The organism is Streptomyces poriticola (assembly GCF_036689765.1).
Lineage (GTDB): Bacteria > Actinomycetota > Actinomycetes > Streptomycetales > Streptomycetaceae > Streptomyces > Streptomyces poriticola.
The window spans coordinates 59,686-76,820 of sequence record NZ_JBAGKH010000006.1 but is presented as its reverse complement, the minus strand read 5'-3'; the positions used below and the strand labels follow the sequence as shown (position 1 = coordinate 76,820).

General features: G+C 72.8%; 16 protein-coding genes and 1 pseudogene. 8 read left to right on the top strand and 9 right to left on the bottom strand.

Features of this window, described 5'->3' with window-relative positions:
- Window positions 1–38: 38 nt before the first annotated feature.
- The 5 genes and pseudogenes from V5O46_RS31900 to folE all read left to right on the top strand — a co-directional run.
- A pseudogene (locus tag V5O46_RS31900) lies at window positions 39–263 on the top strand (tRNA lysidine(34) synthetase TilS); the annotation flags it as partial.
- The gene (gene tilS, locus V5O46_RS12205; RefSeq protein WP_408648983.1) at window positions 264–1,280 is read left to right on the top strand and encodes a tRNA lysidine(34) synthetase TilS; all 1,017 of its coding nucleotides are present in this window, start codon (window positions 264–266) and stop codon (window positions 1,278–1,280) included. It abuts the pseudogene before it with no gap.
- Window positions 1,281–1,355: 75 nt separating this feature from the next.
- Window positions 1,356–1,916: a hypoxanthine phosphoribosyltransferase gene (gene hpt, locus V5O46_RS12200; RefSeq protein ID WP_332884572.1), complete on the top strand. Its 561-nt coding sequence runs from the start codon at window positions 1,356–1,358 to the stop codon at window positions 1,914–1,916.
- Between the two features lie 182 nt (window positions 1,917–2,098).
- Entirely contained in the window at window positions 2,099–4,138 is a 2,040-nt protein-coding gene (ftsH, locus tag V5O46_RS12195; protein WP_332884571.1) for an ATP-dependent zinc metalloprotease FtsH, read from the top strand.
- A gap of 128 nt (window positions 4,139–4,266) precedes the next feature.
- Entirely contained in the window at window positions 4,267–4,872 is a 606-nt protein-coding gene (gene folE / locus V5O46_RS12190) for a GTP cyclohydrolase I FolE (RefSeq protein WP_332884570.1), read from the top strand.
- A 77-nt stretch (window positions 4,873–4,949) separates the two neighbouring features.
- Here the strand turns inward: folE and V5O46_RS12185 are convergent, their stop codons facing one another.
- The 6 genes from V5O46_RS12185 to V5O46_RS12160 form a co-directional block, all read right to left on the bottom strand.
- Window positions 4,950–5,438: a DUF3180 domain-containing protein gene (locus V5O46_RS12185; RefSeq protein ID WP_332884569.1), complete on the bottom strand. Its 489-nt coding sequence runs from the start codon at window positions 5,436–5,438 to the stop codon at window positions 4,950–4,952.
- 63 nt (window positions 5,439–5,501) lie between these two features.
- On the bottom strand, window positions 5,502–6,110 hold the full coding sequence (folK, locus tag V5O46_RS12180) for a 2-amino-4-hydroxy-6-hydroxymethyldihydropteridine diphosphokinase (RefSeq protein ID WP_332884568.1): 609 nt from the start codon (window positions 6,108–6,110) through the stop codon (window positions 5,502–5,504).
- Entirely contained in the window at window positions 6,107–6,466 is a 360-nt protein-coding gene (gene folB, locus V5O46_RS12175; protein WP_332884567.1) for a dihydroneopterin aldolase, read from the bottom strand. The genes folK and folB overlap by 4 nt, the downstream gene beginning before the upstream one ends.
- Before the next feature lie 255 nt (window positions 6,467–6,721).
- Window positions 6,722–7,225 (bottom strand): nuclear transport factor 2 family protein, encoded by a 504-nt coding sequence (locus V5O46_RS12170; protein ID WP_332884566.1) that lies wholly within the window; start codon window positions 7,223–7,225, stop codon window positions 6,722–6,724.
- Window positions 7,222–8,082, bottom strand: coding sequence for a dihydropteroate synthase (gene folP, locus V5O46_RS12165; RefSeq protein WP_332884565.1), 861 nt, complete (start codon window positions 8,080–8,082; stop codon window positions 7,222–7,224). The genes V5O46_RS12170 and folP overlap by 4 nt, the downstream gene beginning before the upstream one ends.
- A gap of 63 nt (window positions 8,083–8,145) precedes the next feature.
- Window positions 8,146–10,017: a phosphatidylglycerol lysyltransferase domain-containing protein gene (locus tag V5O46_RS12160; protein ID WP_332884564.1), complete on the bottom strand. Its 1,872-nt coding sequence runs from the start codon at window positions 10,015–10,017 to the stop codon at window positions 8,146–8,148.
- Window positions 10,018–10,219: 202 nt separating this feature from the next.
- Here V5O46_RS12160 and V5O46_RS12155 point away from each other — a divergent pair, with 202 nt between their 5' ends.
- Both V5O46_RS12155 and V5O46_RS12150 read left to right on the top strand, forming a co-directional pair.
- The gene (locus tag V5O46_RS12155) at window positions 10,220–11,344 is read left to right on the top strand and encodes an alpha/beta hydrolase (protein WP_332884563.1); all 1,125 of its coding nucleotides are present in this window, start codon (window positions 10,220–10,222) and stop codon (window positions 11,342–11,344) included.
- Between the two features lie 134 nt (window positions 11,345–11,478).
- A complete protein-coding gene (locus V5O46_RS12150) occupies window positions 11,479–12,828 on the top strand; it encodes a hypothetical protein (RefSeq protein WP_332884562.1) in 1,350 nt (449 codons plus the stop codon).
- Window positions 12,829–12,873: 45 nt separating this feature from the next.
- Here V5O46_RS12150 and V5O46_RS12145 read toward each other — a convergent pair whose 3' ends face one another.
- Window positions 12,874–14,238, bottom strand: a complete 1,365-nt coding sequence (locus V5O46_RS12145) for a PH domain-containing protein (RefSeq protein WP_332884561.1) — start codon at window positions 14,236–14,238, stop codon at window positions 12,874–12,876.
- A gap of 128 nt (window positions 14,239–14,366) precedes the next feature.
- The gene (locus V5O46_RS12140; RefSeq protein WP_332884560.1) at window positions 14,367–14,873 is read right to left on the bottom strand and encodes a PH domain-containing protein; all 507 of its coding nucleotides are present in this window, start codon (window positions 14,871–14,873) and stop codon (window positions 14,367–14,369) included.
- Between the two features lie 31 nt (window positions 14,874–14,904).
- Between V5O46_RS12140 and V5O46_RS12135 the strand changes: the two genes are divergently transcribed.
- A complete protein-coding gene (locus V5O46_RS12135; RefSeq protein ID WP_332884559.1) occupies window positions 14,905–16,056 on the top strand; it encodes an NADH-quinone oxidoreductase subunit D in 1,152 nt (383 codons plus the stop codon).
- Here V5O46_RS12135 and V5O46_RS12130 read toward each other — a convergent pair.
- On the bottom strand, window positions 16,021–17,097 hold the full coding sequence (locus V5O46_RS12130; RefSeq protein WP_332884558.1) for an SAM-dependent methyltransferase: 1,077 nt from the start codon (window positions 17,095–17,097) through the stop codon (window positions 16,021–16,023). The two genes, V5O46_RS12135 and V5O46_RS12130, sit on opposite strands and share 36 nt — an antisense overlap.
- Window positions 17,098–17,135 lie beyond the last annotated feature (38 nt).

Below are 17,135 nucleotides of genomic sequence, written 5' to 3'. Positions count from 1 at the left end.
GGGTACACCCCCCGAAAACTTCATGAAGGGCACCGGACATGGGTCCCCATCCTGCGGTCGCGGCGATACGCCTGGCGGTCCGCCGCGTCCTCCACGACATCCTCATCGAACACCACGGCGAGCACCCCGGCGGTGCCGCCGAACTGCCGCGCGCCTCGGCCTGCGCGGTCTCGCACGCCGCCGCCTCGCGCGCGCCCGCGGCCTCGTACGCGCCGACCGCGGCGACGCGCGCGCCCGCACGCCGGCCGGCGCAGGAGCACGCCGTGCCCGAGCCGTACGCCGGGCGTGATCCGTACGCCGTGCCCGAGCCGCAGGCTCCGCTCGAGCTCGAGCCGCAGGCCCCGCACCAGTCCCGCGACCCGTCCCCGCCGCCGCTCGTCCTCGTGGCCTGCTCCGGCGGCGCCGACTCCATGGCGCTCGCCTCCGCCCTCGCCTTCGAGGCCCCCCGGCTCGGTGTCCGGGCCGGCGGCGTCACCGTCGACCACGGCCTGCAGCCCGGCTCCGACCTGCGCGCAGCGGAGGTCGCCCAGCGGCTGCGCGAGCTCGGCCTGGACCCCGTCGAGTCCACCGCCGTGTCCGTCGGCCGCGGTGCCGGCCCCGAGGCCGCCGCCCGCGAGGCCCGCTACACCGCCCTCGATGCCGCCGTCGAACGCCACGGCGCCGCCGCCGTCCTGCTCGGCCACACCCGCGACGACCAGGCCGAGACGGTCCTGCTGGGCCTCGCCCGCGGCTCCGGCATCCGCTCCCTGTCGGGCATGGCCGCGGTCTCGGGGGCCGGCGGCCGCTACCGGCGCCCGTTCCTCCAGCTCGACCGGCAGACCGCCCGCAAGGCCTGCATGGTCCAGTCCCTGCCGGTCTGGGACGACCCGCACAACGCCGACCCCGCCTACACCCGCTCCCGGCTCCGCCACGAAGGCCTGCCCGCCCTGGAGAAGGCGCTCGGCAAGGGTGTCGTCGAGGCCCTCGCCCGGACGGCCCAGCTCTCCCGCGACGACGCCGACGCCCTCGACACCTGGGCCCGCCAGGCAGAGCCCGGCGTCCGCGACGCCGCGGGCCGCCTGGAGTGCAGCAAGCTGCACGCGCTGCCCCCGGCCGTGCGCCGCCGGATCCTGCGCCGCGCCGCCATCGAGGCCGGTGCCCCGGCCGGCTCGCTCTTCGCCCGCCACATCGAGGAAGTCGACCGGCTGATCACCGGCTGGCGCGGCCAGAAGGCCATCAACCTCCCCGGCCGGGTCGTCGCCCAGCGGCAGGGTGGCAGACTGGTGATTCGGCAAGGCTGAATCCGGACCCCGGCAGGCGCTGCGCACGCGGAGCCGCGCAAGCCGTGCAAGCACGCCGGGGCACGACCGAAAGTGATGCGGGTGGACGCGAAAGACATGGGTGCCGACCTCCAGCAGGTACTCATCACCAAGGAAGAGATCGACGCGAAGCTGGCCGAGCTGGCCGCGAAGATCGACGCGGAGTACGCGGGCAAGGACCTGCTCATCGTCGGCGTCCTCAAGGGCGCCGTGATGGTCATGGCCGACCTGGCCCGGGCGCTGTCCACCCCGGTCACCATGGACTGGATGGCCGTGTCCTCCTACGGCGCGGGCACCCAGTCCTCCGGCGTCGTGCGGATCCTCAAGGACCTGGACACCGACATCAAGGGCAAGCACGTCCTGATCGTCGAGGACATCATCGACTCCGGCCTGACCCTGTCCTGGCTGCTGTCCAACCTCGGCTCGCGCGAGCCCGCCTCCCTGAAGGTGTGCACGCTGCTGCGCAAGCCCGACGCCGCCAAGGTCGCCATCGACGTGGAGTGGGTCGGCTTCGACATCCCCAACGAATTCGTCGTCGGCTACGGCCTGGACTACGCCGAGAAGTACCGCAACCTCCCGTTCGTCGGTACGCTCGCGCCTCACGTCTACGGCGGCTGACCGCCTCCGGGACGGTTCCCACGGCGCCGGGAACCCTGGAGGGCCTCGCGCCGTTGGAGCATGCAGACGGGATTGCCAGGCGTCCCGTGCGGCTACGCGCGGCCCGGCTGGGGTACCGTCGGAAGAACTGTCTTATCAAACTCACTATGGCAGGAGGGACGGGGCGGCACCGCTCCGTGTGGATGGACGTGAAGCGATACTTCCGTGGGCCGGTCATGTGGATCGTGCTGGCCGTCCTTGCCGTGGTCGTGTTGATGCAGGTCGTCGGTTCGTCCGGCGGCTACAAGACGGTGGACACGGGCCAGGTCGTCCAGGCGATCAACCAGAACCAGGTCGAGTCGGCCAAGCTGACCACCGGTGACGAGCAGAGCATCCAGGTTCAGCTCAAGGACGGCGTAAAGGTCGAGGGCAGCTCGAAGATCCAGGCGAGCTACATCGGTGACCAGGGCAAGGACCTGGCCGACACGCTGCAGAACAAGTACCAGCAGGAACAGATCCCGGACGGCTACACGGTCTCGCCGTCCAAGCAGAACCCGTTCGTCGGGATCCTGCTCTCCCTGCTGCCCTTCGTCCTGATCGTGGTCGTCTTCCTGTTCCTGATGAACCAGATGCAGGGCGGCGGCAGCCGCGTGATGAACTTCGGCAAGTCCAAGGCCAAGCTCATCACCAAGGACACCCCCAAGACGACGTTCACCGACGTCGCCGGGTCGGAAGAGGCGGTCGAGGAACTCCACGAGATCAAGGAGTTCCTCCAGGAACCGGCGAAGTTCCAGGCGGTCGGCGCCAAGATCCCCAAGGGCGTGCTGCTCTACGGGCCCCCCGGCACCGGCAAGACCCTGCTCGCGCGCGCCGTGGCGGGCGAGGCGGGCGTCCCGTTCTACTCGATCTCCGGTTCCGACTTCGTCGAGATGTTCGTCGGTGTCGGCGCCTCCCGGGTCCGTGACCTGTTCGAGCAGGCCAAGGCCAACGCCCCCGCGATCGTCTTCGTCGACGAGATCGACGCGGTCGGCCGCCACCGCGGCGCCGGCCTCGGCGGCGGTCACGACGAGCGCGAGCAGACCCTGAACCAGCTGCTCGTCGAGATGGACGGATTCGACGTCAAGGGCGGCGTGATCCTCATCGCCGCGACCAACCGGCCCGACATCCTCGACCCGGCGCTGCTGCGCCCCGGCCGCTTCGACCGGCAGATCGCCGTCGACCGCCCGGACATGCAGGGCCGTCTGGAGATCCTCAAGGTCCACCAGAAGGGCAAGCCGGTCGCTCCCAACGTGGACCTGTCGGCCGTCGCCCGCCGCACGCCCGGCATGACCGGCGCCGATCTGGCCAACGTGCTGAACGAGGCCGCCCTGCTGACGGCCCGCAGCGACCAGAAGCTGATCGACAACCACATGCTGGACGAGGCGATCGACCGCGTGGTGGCCGGCCCGCAGAAGCGGACCCGGATCATGTCGGACAAGGAGAAGAAGATCACCGCGTACCACGAGGGCGGACACGCCCTGGTCGCGGCGGCCTCACCGAACTCCGACCCGGTCCACAAGATCACCATCCTGTCCAGAGGCCGGGCCCTCGGCTACACGATGGTGCTCCCGGACGAGGACAAGTACTCCACCACGCGCAACGAGATGCTGGACCAGCTCGCCTACATGCTGGGCGGCCGGGCGGCCGAGGAGCTCGTCTTCCACGACCCGACCACCGGCGCCGCGAACGACATCGAGAAGGCCACCGGTCTGGCCCGCGCGATGGTCACGCAGTACGGCATGACCGAGCGCCTCGGTGCGATCAAGTTCGGCGGCGACAACAGCGAGCCGTTCCTCGGCCGTGAGATGGCTCACCAGCGCGACTACTCGGAAGAGGTCGCCGCGCTGGTCGACGAAGAGGTCAAGAAGCTCATCGAGACCGCGCACAACGAAGCGTGGGAGATCCTCGTCGAGAACCGCGACGTCCTCGACAACCTGGTCCTGGCCCTCCTGGAGAAGGAGACCCTGGGCAAGGAGGAGATCGCCGAGATCTTCGCCCCCATCGTCAAGCGCCCGCCCCGGCCCGCCTGGACCGGCTCCTCGCGGCGCACGCCGTCCACTCGCCCGCCGGTGCTCTCCCCGAAGGAGCTCGCACTGACGAACGGGGCCAACGGCGCGACACCGGCCATCAGCACCGTCAAGAGCACCACGGCGGAGCCCGCCCCGGCACCGGAGCGGGCCCCGGAGGAGCGCCCGGAGAGCTGACCGCTCTCCCGGCCGCCCCACCAGGCCCGGAATGTATGCCGTGCCCCCCTTGGTTCTAGCCTGGGGGGCACGGCAGTTTTCGTCGTGCCGTGTGCGCAGGCACGACAGTGACAGGAACGAGGCACCACATGACCGACCCCGTGACGCTGGACGGCGAGGGCCCGATCGGCGAGTTCGACGAGAAGCGGGCCGAGAACGCCGTACGCGAACTGCTGATCGCGGTCGGCGAGGACCCGGACCGCGAGGGCCTGCGCGAGACACCGGCGCGGGTGGCACGGGCGTACAAGGAGATATTCGCGGGTCTGTGGCAGCAGCCCGAGGACGTGCTGACGACCACGTTCGACCTCGGTCACGACGAGATGGTGCTCGTGAAGGACATCGAGGTGTATTCGACATGTGAGCATCACCTGGTCCCGTTCCGGGGCGTTGCTCACGTCGGGTACATCCCCTCCACCACCGGAAAGATCACCGGCCTGTCGAAGCTGGCCCGGCTGGTGGATGTCTATGCCCGCCGGCCACAGGTGCAGGAACGACTCACCACACAGATCGCGGACTCGCTGATGGAGATACTGGAGCCGCGGGGCGTGATCGTGGTCGTGGAGTGCGAGCACATGTGCATGTCGATGCGGGGCATCCGCAAGCCCGGTGCCATGACCATCACCTCGGCGGTGCGCGGCCAGCTGCGGGACGCGGCGACGCGCAACGAGGCGATGAGCCTGATCATGGCCCACTGAGGTCGTGGCCCGCTGAGGTCATGGCTCGCTGAGGTCATGGCCCGCTCAGGGGCACGGCCCGCTGACGCCGTCGGCGCTCACGCCGGAGAGGCTGCGCCCGGGTGGTCGTCGTCCTCGTCCTCCGGGAGTCTGCAGACGCGCTCCAGAAAGATGGCGGCCGCTATGACGCCGATGCCCGCCAGGACCGAGAACCCGGCGTAGATGGCCTGGTCCCGGCGGGCCGGGACCTCCAGGGACTCCAGGAGGAAGACGCCCGTGCCGCCGTACATCCCGGCGACGAGGGCGGCGACCAGGGCGCTGGCGTGCCCGAAGACGACCGCGCGGGCGGCCATCAGCGGGTCGACGCCCTTGGCCTCGGGGCGGCGCTCCCGCTGGGCCTTGAGGCGGGCGCGCAGGGAGAGCGCCGTGGCCAGCAGCACGACGGCGATCACGGCGAGCACGATGGGAGACGCCAGGGGGACGCTCGGCAGGGTCCCGATCGCGTTCCACAGGCGGGCGCCCGCCCAGGACAGGACTCCGGCCACGACGAACACGCCGGCCAGCACCCTGATGCGCAGCTCTTTCACGGTGTCCCTTCGCATCCCCGCACGCAGCCGTCCCGGCGCGTGGTCGCTCGTCGACCTTAACGACTACTCGGGCAGCCGGAGTTCCAGGTCGGCGCGGGCCTCGACGCCCTCACGGGTGACGGTGTCCAGCAGGTCGGCGACCGGGCCGCGGCCGGGCAGCCTGGCCTCGGGGTCCAGATCGTGCCAGGGGACGAGGACGAAGGCGCGCTCGTGCGCGCGCGGGTGGGGGAGGGTGAGCTGCGGGTCGTCGGAGACGACGTCGGCGTAGGAGACGATGTCGACGTCGAGGGTGCGGGCGCCCCAGCGCTCGTCGCGGACCCGGTGGAAGGCCTCCTCGACCGCCTGCGCCCGCTCCAGCAGGGAGGACGGGGGGAGGGTGGTCTTGAGGATCACGACGGCGTTGAAGTATGACGGCTGGCTGCCGGGCTCGACGCCCCAGGGCTCCGTCTCGTAGACCGGGGAGACCGCCTTGATGCGCAGGCCAGGGGTGTCCTCCAGGGCGTCGACGGCGCCCTGGAGGGTCTCCAGGCGGTTGCCGAGGTTGGAGCCGAGGGAGATCACGGCGCGTTTGGGGTTGGACAGGGTGGTGTCGGCGGCGTCGACCTTCTCGGTGACGGAGGCGGGTACCGGCTGTACGGTCGGGTCGCTGGGACCCTTGGTGAAGGCAGTCATACTCGGCTCCGGGTGATGGTGACGGTCACGTCGTCGAAGGGGACGGTGATCGGGGCGTCCGGCTTGTGGACGCACACCTCGACCTCGCGGACCCCTTCGTGCTGCAGACAGACCTGGGCGATGCGCTCGGCGAGGGTCTCGACGAGATCGACGGGCTCGCCCTGGACGACGGCCACGACCTCCTCGGCCACGATGCCGTAGTGCACGGTCTTCGCCAGGTCGTCGTCGGCGGCGGCCGGCCGGGTGTCCAGGCCGAGGACGACGTCGACGAGGAAGGTCTGGCCCGCCTCGCGTTCCTCGGGGAACACACCGTGGTGCCCGCGGGCCTTCAGGCCGCGCAGCGCGACACGATCCACGCGAATCACTCCTGCAGTCGTCGGTTCGGCCGTGCAGCGCGTGCGGGCGCGACGCCGGCCTGCAGTCGAATCTACCCGCGGGCACCGACAGCGCCGGGCCGCGGGGGCGGGGGACGGGGCGCGGGCCGGGAGGTCTCACCCCGGGTTTCCCCAGGCGAAGGCGGTGACTCACGGGCTGGTAGCCGCCCCTACCCGCCGGTCCGTGATTCCAACCACTTCTTGGTCCCGCGAGGGGCCTGTGGCCCGCCTACCCCGTCAGGAGGGTGGTTCCTCGCCGTCCTGCTCGTCTTCTCCGGCCAGGACGGGCGAGCCGTGGTGCGACCAGAGTTTCCAGCCGGAGGGCGTGCGCCGGAACACGTTGGTGGCGACCACGAGCTGTCCGACGAGCGGTCCCAGCTCGTCCCCGCCGGTGGGGGCGGGGCCGCCGCTGAGGATGTTCTCGGTGCAGGTGACCAGGGCGGTGTCGCCGGTGACGGAGACATGCACGTCGGTGAGGAAGAACTGGATGTAGTCGGTGTTCGCCATGATCAGGGCGTAGGACCTGAGGACCTCGCCGCGGCCGGTGAGCACCGGCCAGCCGGGGTGCACGCAGGAGATCACGCCCGCGTCGGCCGGGTCGTGGTACGTCTCGTCGACGCCCAGGTCGGCGGGGGTCAGCCAGAGCCCGGAGACGGCTTCGAAATCGCCCTCCTCCACGGCCTGGTAGAAGGCGGTGTTGGCGGCCTCGACCTCTTCGACGTCGGTGTGGGGGGCGCTCACCGGGCTCCCTCGACGGCGCGCGCGACCCGTACCGCGTCTGCCGTGGCGCGCACCTCGTGCACGCGCACCGCCCAGGCGCCGGCCCGTGCGGCGAGCGCCGAGACGGCGGCGGTGGCCGCGTCGCGCTCCCGGGCGGGCGGCGGGGCGCCCTCCGGCCCGGCGAGGACCCGGCCCAGGAAGCGCTTGCGGGAGGCGGCGACGAGCAGGGGGTGGCCGAGGGCCAGCAGCCGGTCGAGGTGGGCCAGGAGGGTCAGGTCGTGCTGCGCGTCCTTGGAGAAGCCGAGGCCGGGGTCGACGACGATCCGCTCGGAGGCGATGCCGCCGGCCAGCACGGCCTCCACGCGCGCGTGCAGCTCGTCGGCGACCTCGGTGACGACGTCCTCGTACACACCGTGGACGTTGCCGCCCTCCAGCAGGCCGCGCCAGTGCATGACGACGAAGGGCGCGTCCGTGTCGGCGACGACCGGGATCATGCGGGGGTCGGCGAGGCCGCCGCTGACGTCGTTGACCAGGACGGCGCCCGCCGCGAGAGCCTGCCGGGCGACCTCGGCGCGCATCGTGTCGACGGAGACCGTGACGCCCTCGGAGGCCAGTCCGCGCACCACGGGGACGACCCGTCGCAGCTCCTCGGCCTCGTCGACGCGGGTGGCGCCGGGGCGGGTGGACTCGCCGCCGACGTCGACCAGGTCGGCGCCCTCGGCGACGAGGTCCAGGCCGTGCTTGACGGCCGCCGTCGTGTCGAACCAGCGACCGCCGTCGGAGAAGGAGTCGGGGGTGACGTTGACGACCCCCATGACCGCGCAGCGGTCCCATACGGTGAGTCCCGCCACGGGGCGGCGGCCGGTCTGCTTGCTCATGTGTTCAGCCTAGGGCCAGCACCCGGCCGCCCTCGTGCTGGCGTCCGATCCGCGGCAGCGGTATCACGCCGCCCGGACGTCGCCCTCCGGCAGCCGGTGGGCGCACGGCCGCGGGCCGGCGGAGCGGCGGCGCAGGAAGCGCGGCAGGGGCGGGGCGAGACTGACGAAGCCCTCGGCCTGCATGGCGGCGAAGCCGATGCGCGGCAGGTCGGCCGAGGTGCGGTAGACGACGAAGCGGGGTTCCCAGCGGGGCCGGAACTTGGCATTGAACTTGTACAGGGACTCGATCTGGAACCAGCGGGAGAGGAACACCAGCAGTCCGCGCCAGGCCCGCAGCACCGGTCCCGCGCCGATCTTCTCGCCGCGGGCCAGTGCCGCGCGGAACATCGCGAAGTTCAGCGAGACCCGTGCGATGCCGAGTTTCGGGGCGGCCCGGAGAGCGGCGACGATCAGCAGTTCGTTCATGCCGGGGTCGGCGGACCGGTCGCGGCGCATCAGGTCCAGGGAGACGCCGTCGGGGCCCCAGGGCACGAAGTGCAGGACGGCCTTCAGATCGCCGTACTCGCCGGGCTCGGCGTCGGGCCGGTGGGCGGTGGCCACCAGGCAGTCGCCGTCGGCCGGGTCGCCGATGCGGCCCAGGGCCATGGAGAAACCGCGTTCGGTGTCGGTGCCGCGCCAGTCGTCGGCGGCGCGGCGGATGCGGTCGAGTTCGTTCTCCCCGAGGTCAGCCACGCGCCGTACCCGGGTCTCGTAACCGGCGCGCTCGATGCGCTTGACCATCTGGCGCACGTTGCGCATCGCGCGGCCGGCGAGGGAGAAATCCGCGACGTCCACCACCGCCTCGTCGCCGAGTTCGAGGGCGTCGAGGCCGGTCTCGCGGGTCCAGACCTCGCCGCCGGTCTCGGAGCAGCCCATGACGGCGGGGGTCCAGGAGTGGGCGCGGGCCTCGTCCATGAAGCGTTCGATGGCGCCGGGCCAGGCCTCGACGTCGCCGATGGGGTCGCCGCTGGCGAGCATCACGCCGGAGACGACGCGGTAGGTGACGGCGGCCTTGCCGCTGGGGGAGAAGACGACGGCCTTGTCGCGGCGGAGGGCGAAGTGGCCGAGGGAGTCGCGTGCGCCGTGCTTGGCGAGCAGGGCGCGCAGCCGGGCCTCGTCCTCCTCGGTGAGCCGGGCGGCCGGGTGCTCGGGGCGGAAGGCCAGGTAGATGGTGGTGACGGCGGTGAGCATGCCGAGGGCGCCGAGGGAGAAGGCGACGGTCCAGGAGGTGGAGCCCTGGTAGCCGACCGGGCCCTCGACGCCGAACAGGCCGTAGAACACGTGGGTGAGGCGGTCGGCGAGGCTGGGGTCGCCCACCATGCGGTGCGGGTGGGCGCTGACGACGAGCAGGCCGAGGAGGACGGAACCGGCGCCCATGAGGACGAAGTTGGCCAGTGCCCGCCAGCGGCTGCGCGGGTCGGGCAGCGCGGCGAACTGGTCGCGATGGCGCAGCAGGGCCCACAGCAGCGCCAGGGAGATCACCACGCCGACGACGGAGTGCCGGTAGCCGAACTGGGCGACGGCGCCGATCGGCAGCAGGGCCACACCGGCCCGCCAGGCGCGCCGCTTGCCGCGTTTGAGGCCGTGGGCGAGCAGGAGCAGCAGGACGCCGGCGCTGAGCGAGAGGGCGGCGGCGAAGGGGCCCAGCGCGCCGGGCAGCACCTCTGCGAGGGCGTGCATCCGGCTGTGCCGGAACCGCGGGAAGACCCCGGCGGCGATGTCCAGCAGGCCGACCAGGGCGCAGGCTCTGGCGACGAGGACGGGGACGGCCTCCGGGCGCGGGCCGCGCCGAACCCGGCGGACGGCGCGGACCAGGTGACGCGGTCCGCCCGGTCCGCCCGGGCTCTTGGGCCTCGGAACCGCACCCGACATTTCCTCATCTGTCCTGACAGACATCGCATCCCGTAGTTCTGCGAGAGACGTTGGATCCGGTGCCGATTCGGGCATCCGGCGACATTGCGCCCTCTAGGACGGCGTCTCGGCGGCAGAGGTTCACTCCCGCCCGGCACTGCGACGTCACACCCAGGAGTACAGCGGCCGTTCGACAGGTGTACGGCAGGCGTACGAGGCGACGGAAAGCGCGGGCAGGTAGGCGGACATGGGTCTCACGAGCAACAAGATGCTGGCGCTGGCGGTGCTGTCCGCGGTGCTGCTGTTCGTCGGCACGGTGTGGCTGTGGCCACGGCTCGCGCGGCGGTCCTGGCGGACCGTCTGCGGGCGGGTCGGGCTGCTGTTCGCCACGCAGACGGCGCTGTTCGCCGCGGTCGGGCTGGTCGCCAACCAGTCGTTCGGGTTCTACGCGAGCTGGGCGGACCTGTTCGGCAGGGAGACCGGCCAGGGCGTGGTCGTCGACCATGCGGGCGGTGCCGCGGGCGGGCCGTTGCGGGTGGTCGAGACCCGCCGGGTGCAGACGGCGGGCGGGACCCGGCCCGAGTCCGGCGGGCAGATCCAGAAGATCGAGATCGTCGGACGTACGACGCGGATCGCGACGCCCGCCTACGTGTACCTGCCGCCGGAGTACTTCCAGGACCGCCACCGCACCCGGAGGTTCCCGGCGGCCGTCGTCCTCACCGGCTATCCGGGCACGGCCGAGGCGCTGGTGGACAAGCTGCGCTATCCGCGTACGGCCCTGGAGCTGGCCAGGGACGGCCGGATGCAGCCGATGATCCTGGTGATGCTGCGGCCGACGGTGGCGCCGCCGCGCGACACGGAGTGCGTGGACGTCCCGGACGGCGGCCCGAAGACGGAGTCGTTCTTCGCCCGGGATCTGCCCGAGGCCGTGGGTGCCCACTACCGGACGGGCAAGCAGCGGGGCAGCTGGGGCATCATCGGCAATTCGACGGGCGGTTACTGCGCGCTCAAGCTCGCCATGCACCATCCGGAGGTCTATGCAGCCGGGGCCGGGCTGTCCGCCTACTACGACGCGCCGACCGACGCGACCACCGGTGACCTCTTCCACGGCGACGTGGAGCTGCGCCGTCGCGCCGATCTGTGGTGGACCCTCCGGCACCGGCCGGCGCCGGACACTTCACTGCTGGTCACCAGCAGCAGGTCCGGAGAGTCCAACTACCGGGACACACGGGAGTTCATCGAGCGGGTGAAGGCCACCGGCCGTACCCGGATCTCCTCGATCATCCTGGAAAGCGGCGGCCACAACTTCAATACCTGGCGGCGCGAGATTCCCCCGACGCTGCGGTGGATCAGCGGCCGGTTGAGCGCCTAGGGTGCGCGCCCCGAGAGCGATCTCGGGTCTATTCACCCGGTGTTCTCCGACCGCCGGTGAACCCTTCCGGTATCGCAGTCTTTTTACGGGGGCGGGGGAGCCAAGAAACGCCTACGCGCGGTAAGTTTCTGGCCATGCCACGTGGACGTCATCGCCATTCCCCGCCCCTGCACCGGCTGCTTCCTCCGTCGGCGATCGCAGGCGTGTCCGCCGTCTGCGCCCTCGGCCCCTGGGTGTTCAGCGAGACCGTGGTGCTGCGCGCGCTGGCCGCCGCGGCGGCGGCGACCGCGGTCGCCGGTGCGGTCGTCATGCGCCGCTGGGACACCCAGGCAGGCAAGCGCGTCGCCGACCTCACGCGCGCGCGTGCGAGCGACGAGTGGCGGTACGAGGAGCGGGTCGCCGAACTGGAGTCCGACCTGGAGGAGTCGCGCGAGCTGCGCAAGCGGCTGGAGCAGCGGCTGCGCTCCAAGCGCGCGGAACTGGCCGGGCTGCGCAACGAGCACGCCTCCCTGCTGCGGCGGTACGCCACGGCGGAGACGGAGCGGGCCAGCGCCCTGGAGGGCCGCCGCCGACTGGAGATAGAAGGCACGGCGCCTGCCCCGGCTCTCCCGGCGGGCCGGTCGGCGCCGGCGGTGGAGACGGCGGCGGAGGGCGTGCAGGAGACGGATACCGAGGACGCGCAGGAGCGGCCGGAGCCGCCCGCGGTGTTCTCCCCGGAGGGCTCCCGGCTGTTCCTGCGGGCGGGCACGGCGCTGGCGCGCCTCGACCGGGGCGGGGAGGCGGACGCGGCGCCCGAGGACGCCGCTGGCGACGGGAACGCCGGTGACGGCGGTGCCGACGGGTCTGACGATGCCGGCAGCGCAGCCGGTGCAGACGGGGCCGACGCTTCCGCCGGTCCCGCCGGTCCCGACGGCTCCGACGGCACCGCTGGCGACGACGGGCACGGCGGTGACGACGGCGGTGGCGGCGGGCGCCGCGATGCCGATGCCGACGCCGATGCCGCCGACGCGCCGGCCGCGCCCGTGCGGGAGGACGAGCCCCAGGGGGCGCCCGAGGCCGCCGACGCGCCCGTGCACCCCGCCGCGACTCCCGCCCCGCTGCCCGCCCAGCCGACGCGGCGGGCGACCGGGCACTTCACCGTGCCGACCGCGGTGGCCGTCGTACCGGCCGCGGCGCCGTCCCGGCCGGTGACCGAGGGCGGGTTCGACTTCTTCGGCACCAAGGCGCCGGACTCCGGCGCCGAGGACGGCCAGGCGGCCGGGCCGCGTGAAGAGGCGTCCGGCAGCGCCCTGGAGGCCGTCCAGAACGAGGACCTCGCCGACGTCGTCGGCCAGGAGGCCCTCGCCCTGCACAAGGCGGAGGCCGAGGCCGGGTTCAAGCCGGCCGACGAGGAATCCCGGGCGGCCGGCCAGGTGATCGACCTGACGGCGCACGACGAGACCGAGCAGATCGACGTCGAGGGGCTGCGCAGCGCGGTGTCCTGACCACCGCCGCTGCCACCTCCTCCGGCGTCACCCCCGCTGCCCGGCTCAGGAGGTCATCCACCGGTCCGGTCGTGCGTCGCGGCGTCCCGTCCGGGACCGCTCCGCCTGATCGCGGAGCAACTCGGCCGCCTCGCCGAGGTCGCGCTGCCGTGCCGTCACGGTCTTGTTCGCCCCGGTGTCCACATGCACGTCGGCGACCCGCATCGCCCGCTGCCACGGCCCGTGCTCCAGCCGGACGCTCTGCACCTTGGCGTGCGGCACCAGGGCCAGCGTCCGCTTCAGCAGCCCGGATCCCGCGGCGAACACCGAGTCGGTGACGGTGAACCCGTAGCCGCGCCACCACAGCGGCGTGCAGCGGGCGGCGCGGCGCGGCGGGAGGGACAGCGCGGACCGCGGCGGCACGGTCACCCCGGGCAGCACGCGCGCGACGACGGACTCGGCGATCTCGCGCGGGGCGACGGGGAGCAGCAGTGAGTTCGACGACCCGGCCACGTCCAGATCCACCCGCACCCAGCCCAGCCGGCGCCACAGCAGCGGCTCCACGATCCGCACGGTCTGCACCCGCCCCGGCGGCACCGTCTCGTGGGCCCGGTCCAGCAGCCCGTGGTCGACGCGCAGCCCGTCCGGGGACTGGGCCACGGTCCAGTCGTACTCGCCGACGAACCGCCCGACGCTGTTCGCGCCGGCGGCGCCCGCCAGCGGTACCGCGGTGGCGACGACCGTCCACAGGTTGTGGGTGACCAGCCACAGCACGGTGGGTACGGCGACTGCGCCGGCCAGCATGCCCCAGGTGCCGCCGGTCAGCAGCAGGGAGACGGCGAGGACGCCGGGCGGCACCCGCAGCAGCCGGGTGGCGGGTGCCTCGCCGACCTCGTGGGCGGTCTCGGGCGCGAATCCTGCCGCGCGCGCGAGCAGTTCGGCCCGCAGCACGCGTGCCTCGTCGGCGCCGAGGAAGGCCAGTTCGTCCTTCTTGTCGGTGCCTATGACGTCGAGCCGGAGTTTGGCGACGCCCGTGACCCGGGCGAGCAGCGGCTGGGTGACGTCGATGGCCTGGATACGTTCCAGCCGGATGTGCGCGGTGCGCCTGAAGACCAGGCCGGTACGGATGCGCAACTCGGACCCGGTCACCGCGAAGTGAGTGAACCACCAGGTCAGGAAGCCGTAGAGGGCTGCGGTCGGCAGGATCACGGCGAGGGCGATCAGCAGTGTGGTGGTGGTCAGGTTGGTGAGCTGGCGGTGCGCCTGGTCGGGGTCGTGCACGGCCCAGCCGATCAGCACGGCGACCGGCGCCCAGGCCCGCCGCAGCGGAGTGATCGGGTGCAGCCGCTGCTCGGCCACCCCGTGATCGCCGGCTCCCGGGGCCTCGTTCGTCCCACCCTCGGCCCCTCCGGCCCCGGCCGTTGCGGTCATGGCCTCTCCGCTCTCGGCCCCTGGGTTCTCGGCGCGTGTGCTCTTGGCCCCTGCGGTCCCGGCCTGTCCGGTCTCGGGGGCTCTGGTGTCCGGAGTTCTGGTCTCGGGCTCGCTGGCCTCGGGCACGGTCACAGCCCCGCCGATCGGGCCTCGCCCAGCTCGGAGAGCCGGTCGCGGAGCCGCTCCGCCTCGGCCGGATCGAGGCCCGGGATGGTCGCGTCGGTCGCGGCGGCGGCCGTGTGCAGCTGCACGCTGGCCAGCCCGAAGTGCCGCTCGACCGGCCCGGAGGTCACCTCGACCAGCTGCATCCGGCCGTACGGCACGATCGTCTGCTGCTGCCACAGCACACCGCGGTTGATCAGCAGGTCGTCGGCGCGCTCGGCGTACCGCCAGGAGCGCCAGTTGCGCTCCACCAGGGACCAGCCCCAGACCGTCAGCGCCAGCGGCAGCAGCGCGAACGCCGCCCAGGCGGGACCGGCCAGCAGGCCGGGCAGCAGCCCGGCGGCCAGCGTCAGCAGCCCCAGCCACACCACCAGCAGCAGCCGCCGCATGCGCAGCAGCCCCGGTGGCAGCGCGGTCCACACCGGCTCGTCTTCCGTCGCAGTTCCCGGCCGATCCGGGCTCCCCGTCTCCATGAGGCCAGCGTACGTAGGGGAGACTGGGTCCATGACTCCCAGTACGGAGACCATGGTCGGTATCGGCGGCGCCGCGGAGAGCACCGACATGGTGCTCAACATCGGGCCGCAGCACCCGTCGACCCACGGCGTGCTGCGGCTGAAGCTGCTCCTGGACGGGGAGCGCATCACACGCGCGGAGCCCGTGATCGGCTATATGCACCGGGGCGCGGAGAAGCTGTTCGAGGCCCGCGACTACCGCCAGATCATCGTGCTCGCCAACCGGCACGACTGGCTGTCGGCGTTCTCCAACGAGCTGGGTGTGGTGCTCGCGGTGGAGCGGATGCTCGGTATGGAGGTGCCCACGCGCGCGGTGTGGCTGCGCACTCTGCTGGCGGAGCTGAACCGGGTGCTCAACCACCTGATGTTCCTGGGCTCCTATCCGCTGGAGCTGGGCGGCATCACCCCGGTCTTCTACGCGTTCCGGGAGCGCGAGGTGCTGCAGAACGTGATGGAGGAGGTCTCCGGCGGGCGGATGCACTACATGTTCAACCGCGTCGGCGGCCTCAAGGAGGACCTGCCGGCCGGCTGGACGGCACGCGCGCGTGAGGCCGTCACGGCGGTGCGCTCGCGGATGGACGTCTTCGACGACCTGGTCCTCGGCAACGAGATCTTCCGCGGGCGGACCCGCGGTGTGGGGGTGCTGCCCGCGGCGGCCGTGCACGCCTACGGGGTGAGCGGGCCGATCGGGCGGGCCTCGGGCGTCGACTTCGATCTGCGCCGCGACGAGCCGTACCTGGCGTACGGGGAGCTGCGGGACACGCTGAAGGTGGTCACCCGCGAGGAGGGCGACTGCCTCGCCCGCTTCGAGTGCCTGCTGCACCAGACGCACAACGCCCTCGAGCTCGCCGACGCCTGTCTGGACCGGCTCGCCGAGCTGCCGCCCGGCCCGGTCAACCAGCGGCTGCCGAAGGTGCTGAAGGCGCCGGAGGGGCACACCTACGCCTGGACCGAGAACCCGCTCGGTATCAACGGCTACTACCTGGTCAGCAAGGGCGAGAAGACGCCGTACCGGCTGAAGCTGCGCTCGGCGTCGTACAACAACATCCAGGTGCTGACCGAGCTGCTGCCCGGGACGCTGGTCTCGGACATGGTCGCGATCCTGGGGTCAATGTTCTTCGTGGTCGGCGACATCGACAAGTAGCCCGGCCACGTCCCGCGGGCCCACCGGCTGGAGCAGCCAGGTGAAGTCCCCGAGCCCGCCCGGCGCGGTCAGCTCGGCGGCCTCCCCGGCGCTCGCGAGAGCGCGTACGTACTCCGCGGGGCGGGCGGAGGCCAGCGCGAGCGGGGGGCGCGCACCCGAGACCCCCAGCGCGCGCAGGGCGTCGCGCTGGGGCAGCAGCCGGGCACCGGGGAGCATCCGCGCCGGAGCGCCCGCCGGGCCCCCGCCGGCCGCCGCGCCCGCCCGCGCGCACGCGTCCAGGGCGACGTGGGCGGTGAGGTCGCACGAGCCGTCCGGGACCGCGGACGTCTCCCGGCCGCCGCGGTAGGCGGTCAGGGTGCCGAACGGCGGGCGGGCGTCACGGGTGTGGGCGTAGTCCACGGCGACGGCGAGACCCCGGTCCAGCGTGGCCACGGCGGCGGCCCAGGCGGCGTCCCGGGGGAGCCCGATCTCCGCCCGCAGCCCGGGCTCGGCCGGCAGCGGCCACCAGCGCGCCAGCCACTCGGCCTCCGCCCCGCCGACCGGTTCCCCGAGCCGCTCCGTCCCGTCGTCCCGGACGAGCACCCGCCGGGCCACTCCCGCGGGGTCCACCTCGGCGATCTCCACGGGTACGTTGTCCAGCCATTCGTTGGCGAACAGCAGCCCCGTCACCCCTCGGGGCGGCTCGGTGAGCCACTCGATCCGGTCGTCCAGGCCCTCGGGGCGAGCGGCGACCTCCACGGCGTACCCGCGCGCGCGGGCGGCCACCTCGGCGGGCAGCGCGCCGAGGACGCCGGAGACCAGCTCGCCGCGTCCGGCCGCCATGTCCACGAAGTCCAGTGTCGCGGGCCGGCCCAGCACCGCGTCGACCCGGCACAGCAGCCGCGCCACCGCGCGCGCGAACAGCGACGACGCGTGCACGGACGTACGGAAGTGCGCGGCCGGCCGGCCGCCGGGCCCGCGGTAGAAGCCCTCCGGTCCGTACAGCGCCTCCTGCGCCGCTGCCCGCCAGCTCCGCCATTCACCCGCTGTTCCCGCGTTCACCGGCCCAGATTAGGACAGGCGACAGCCGCACAGGAGAA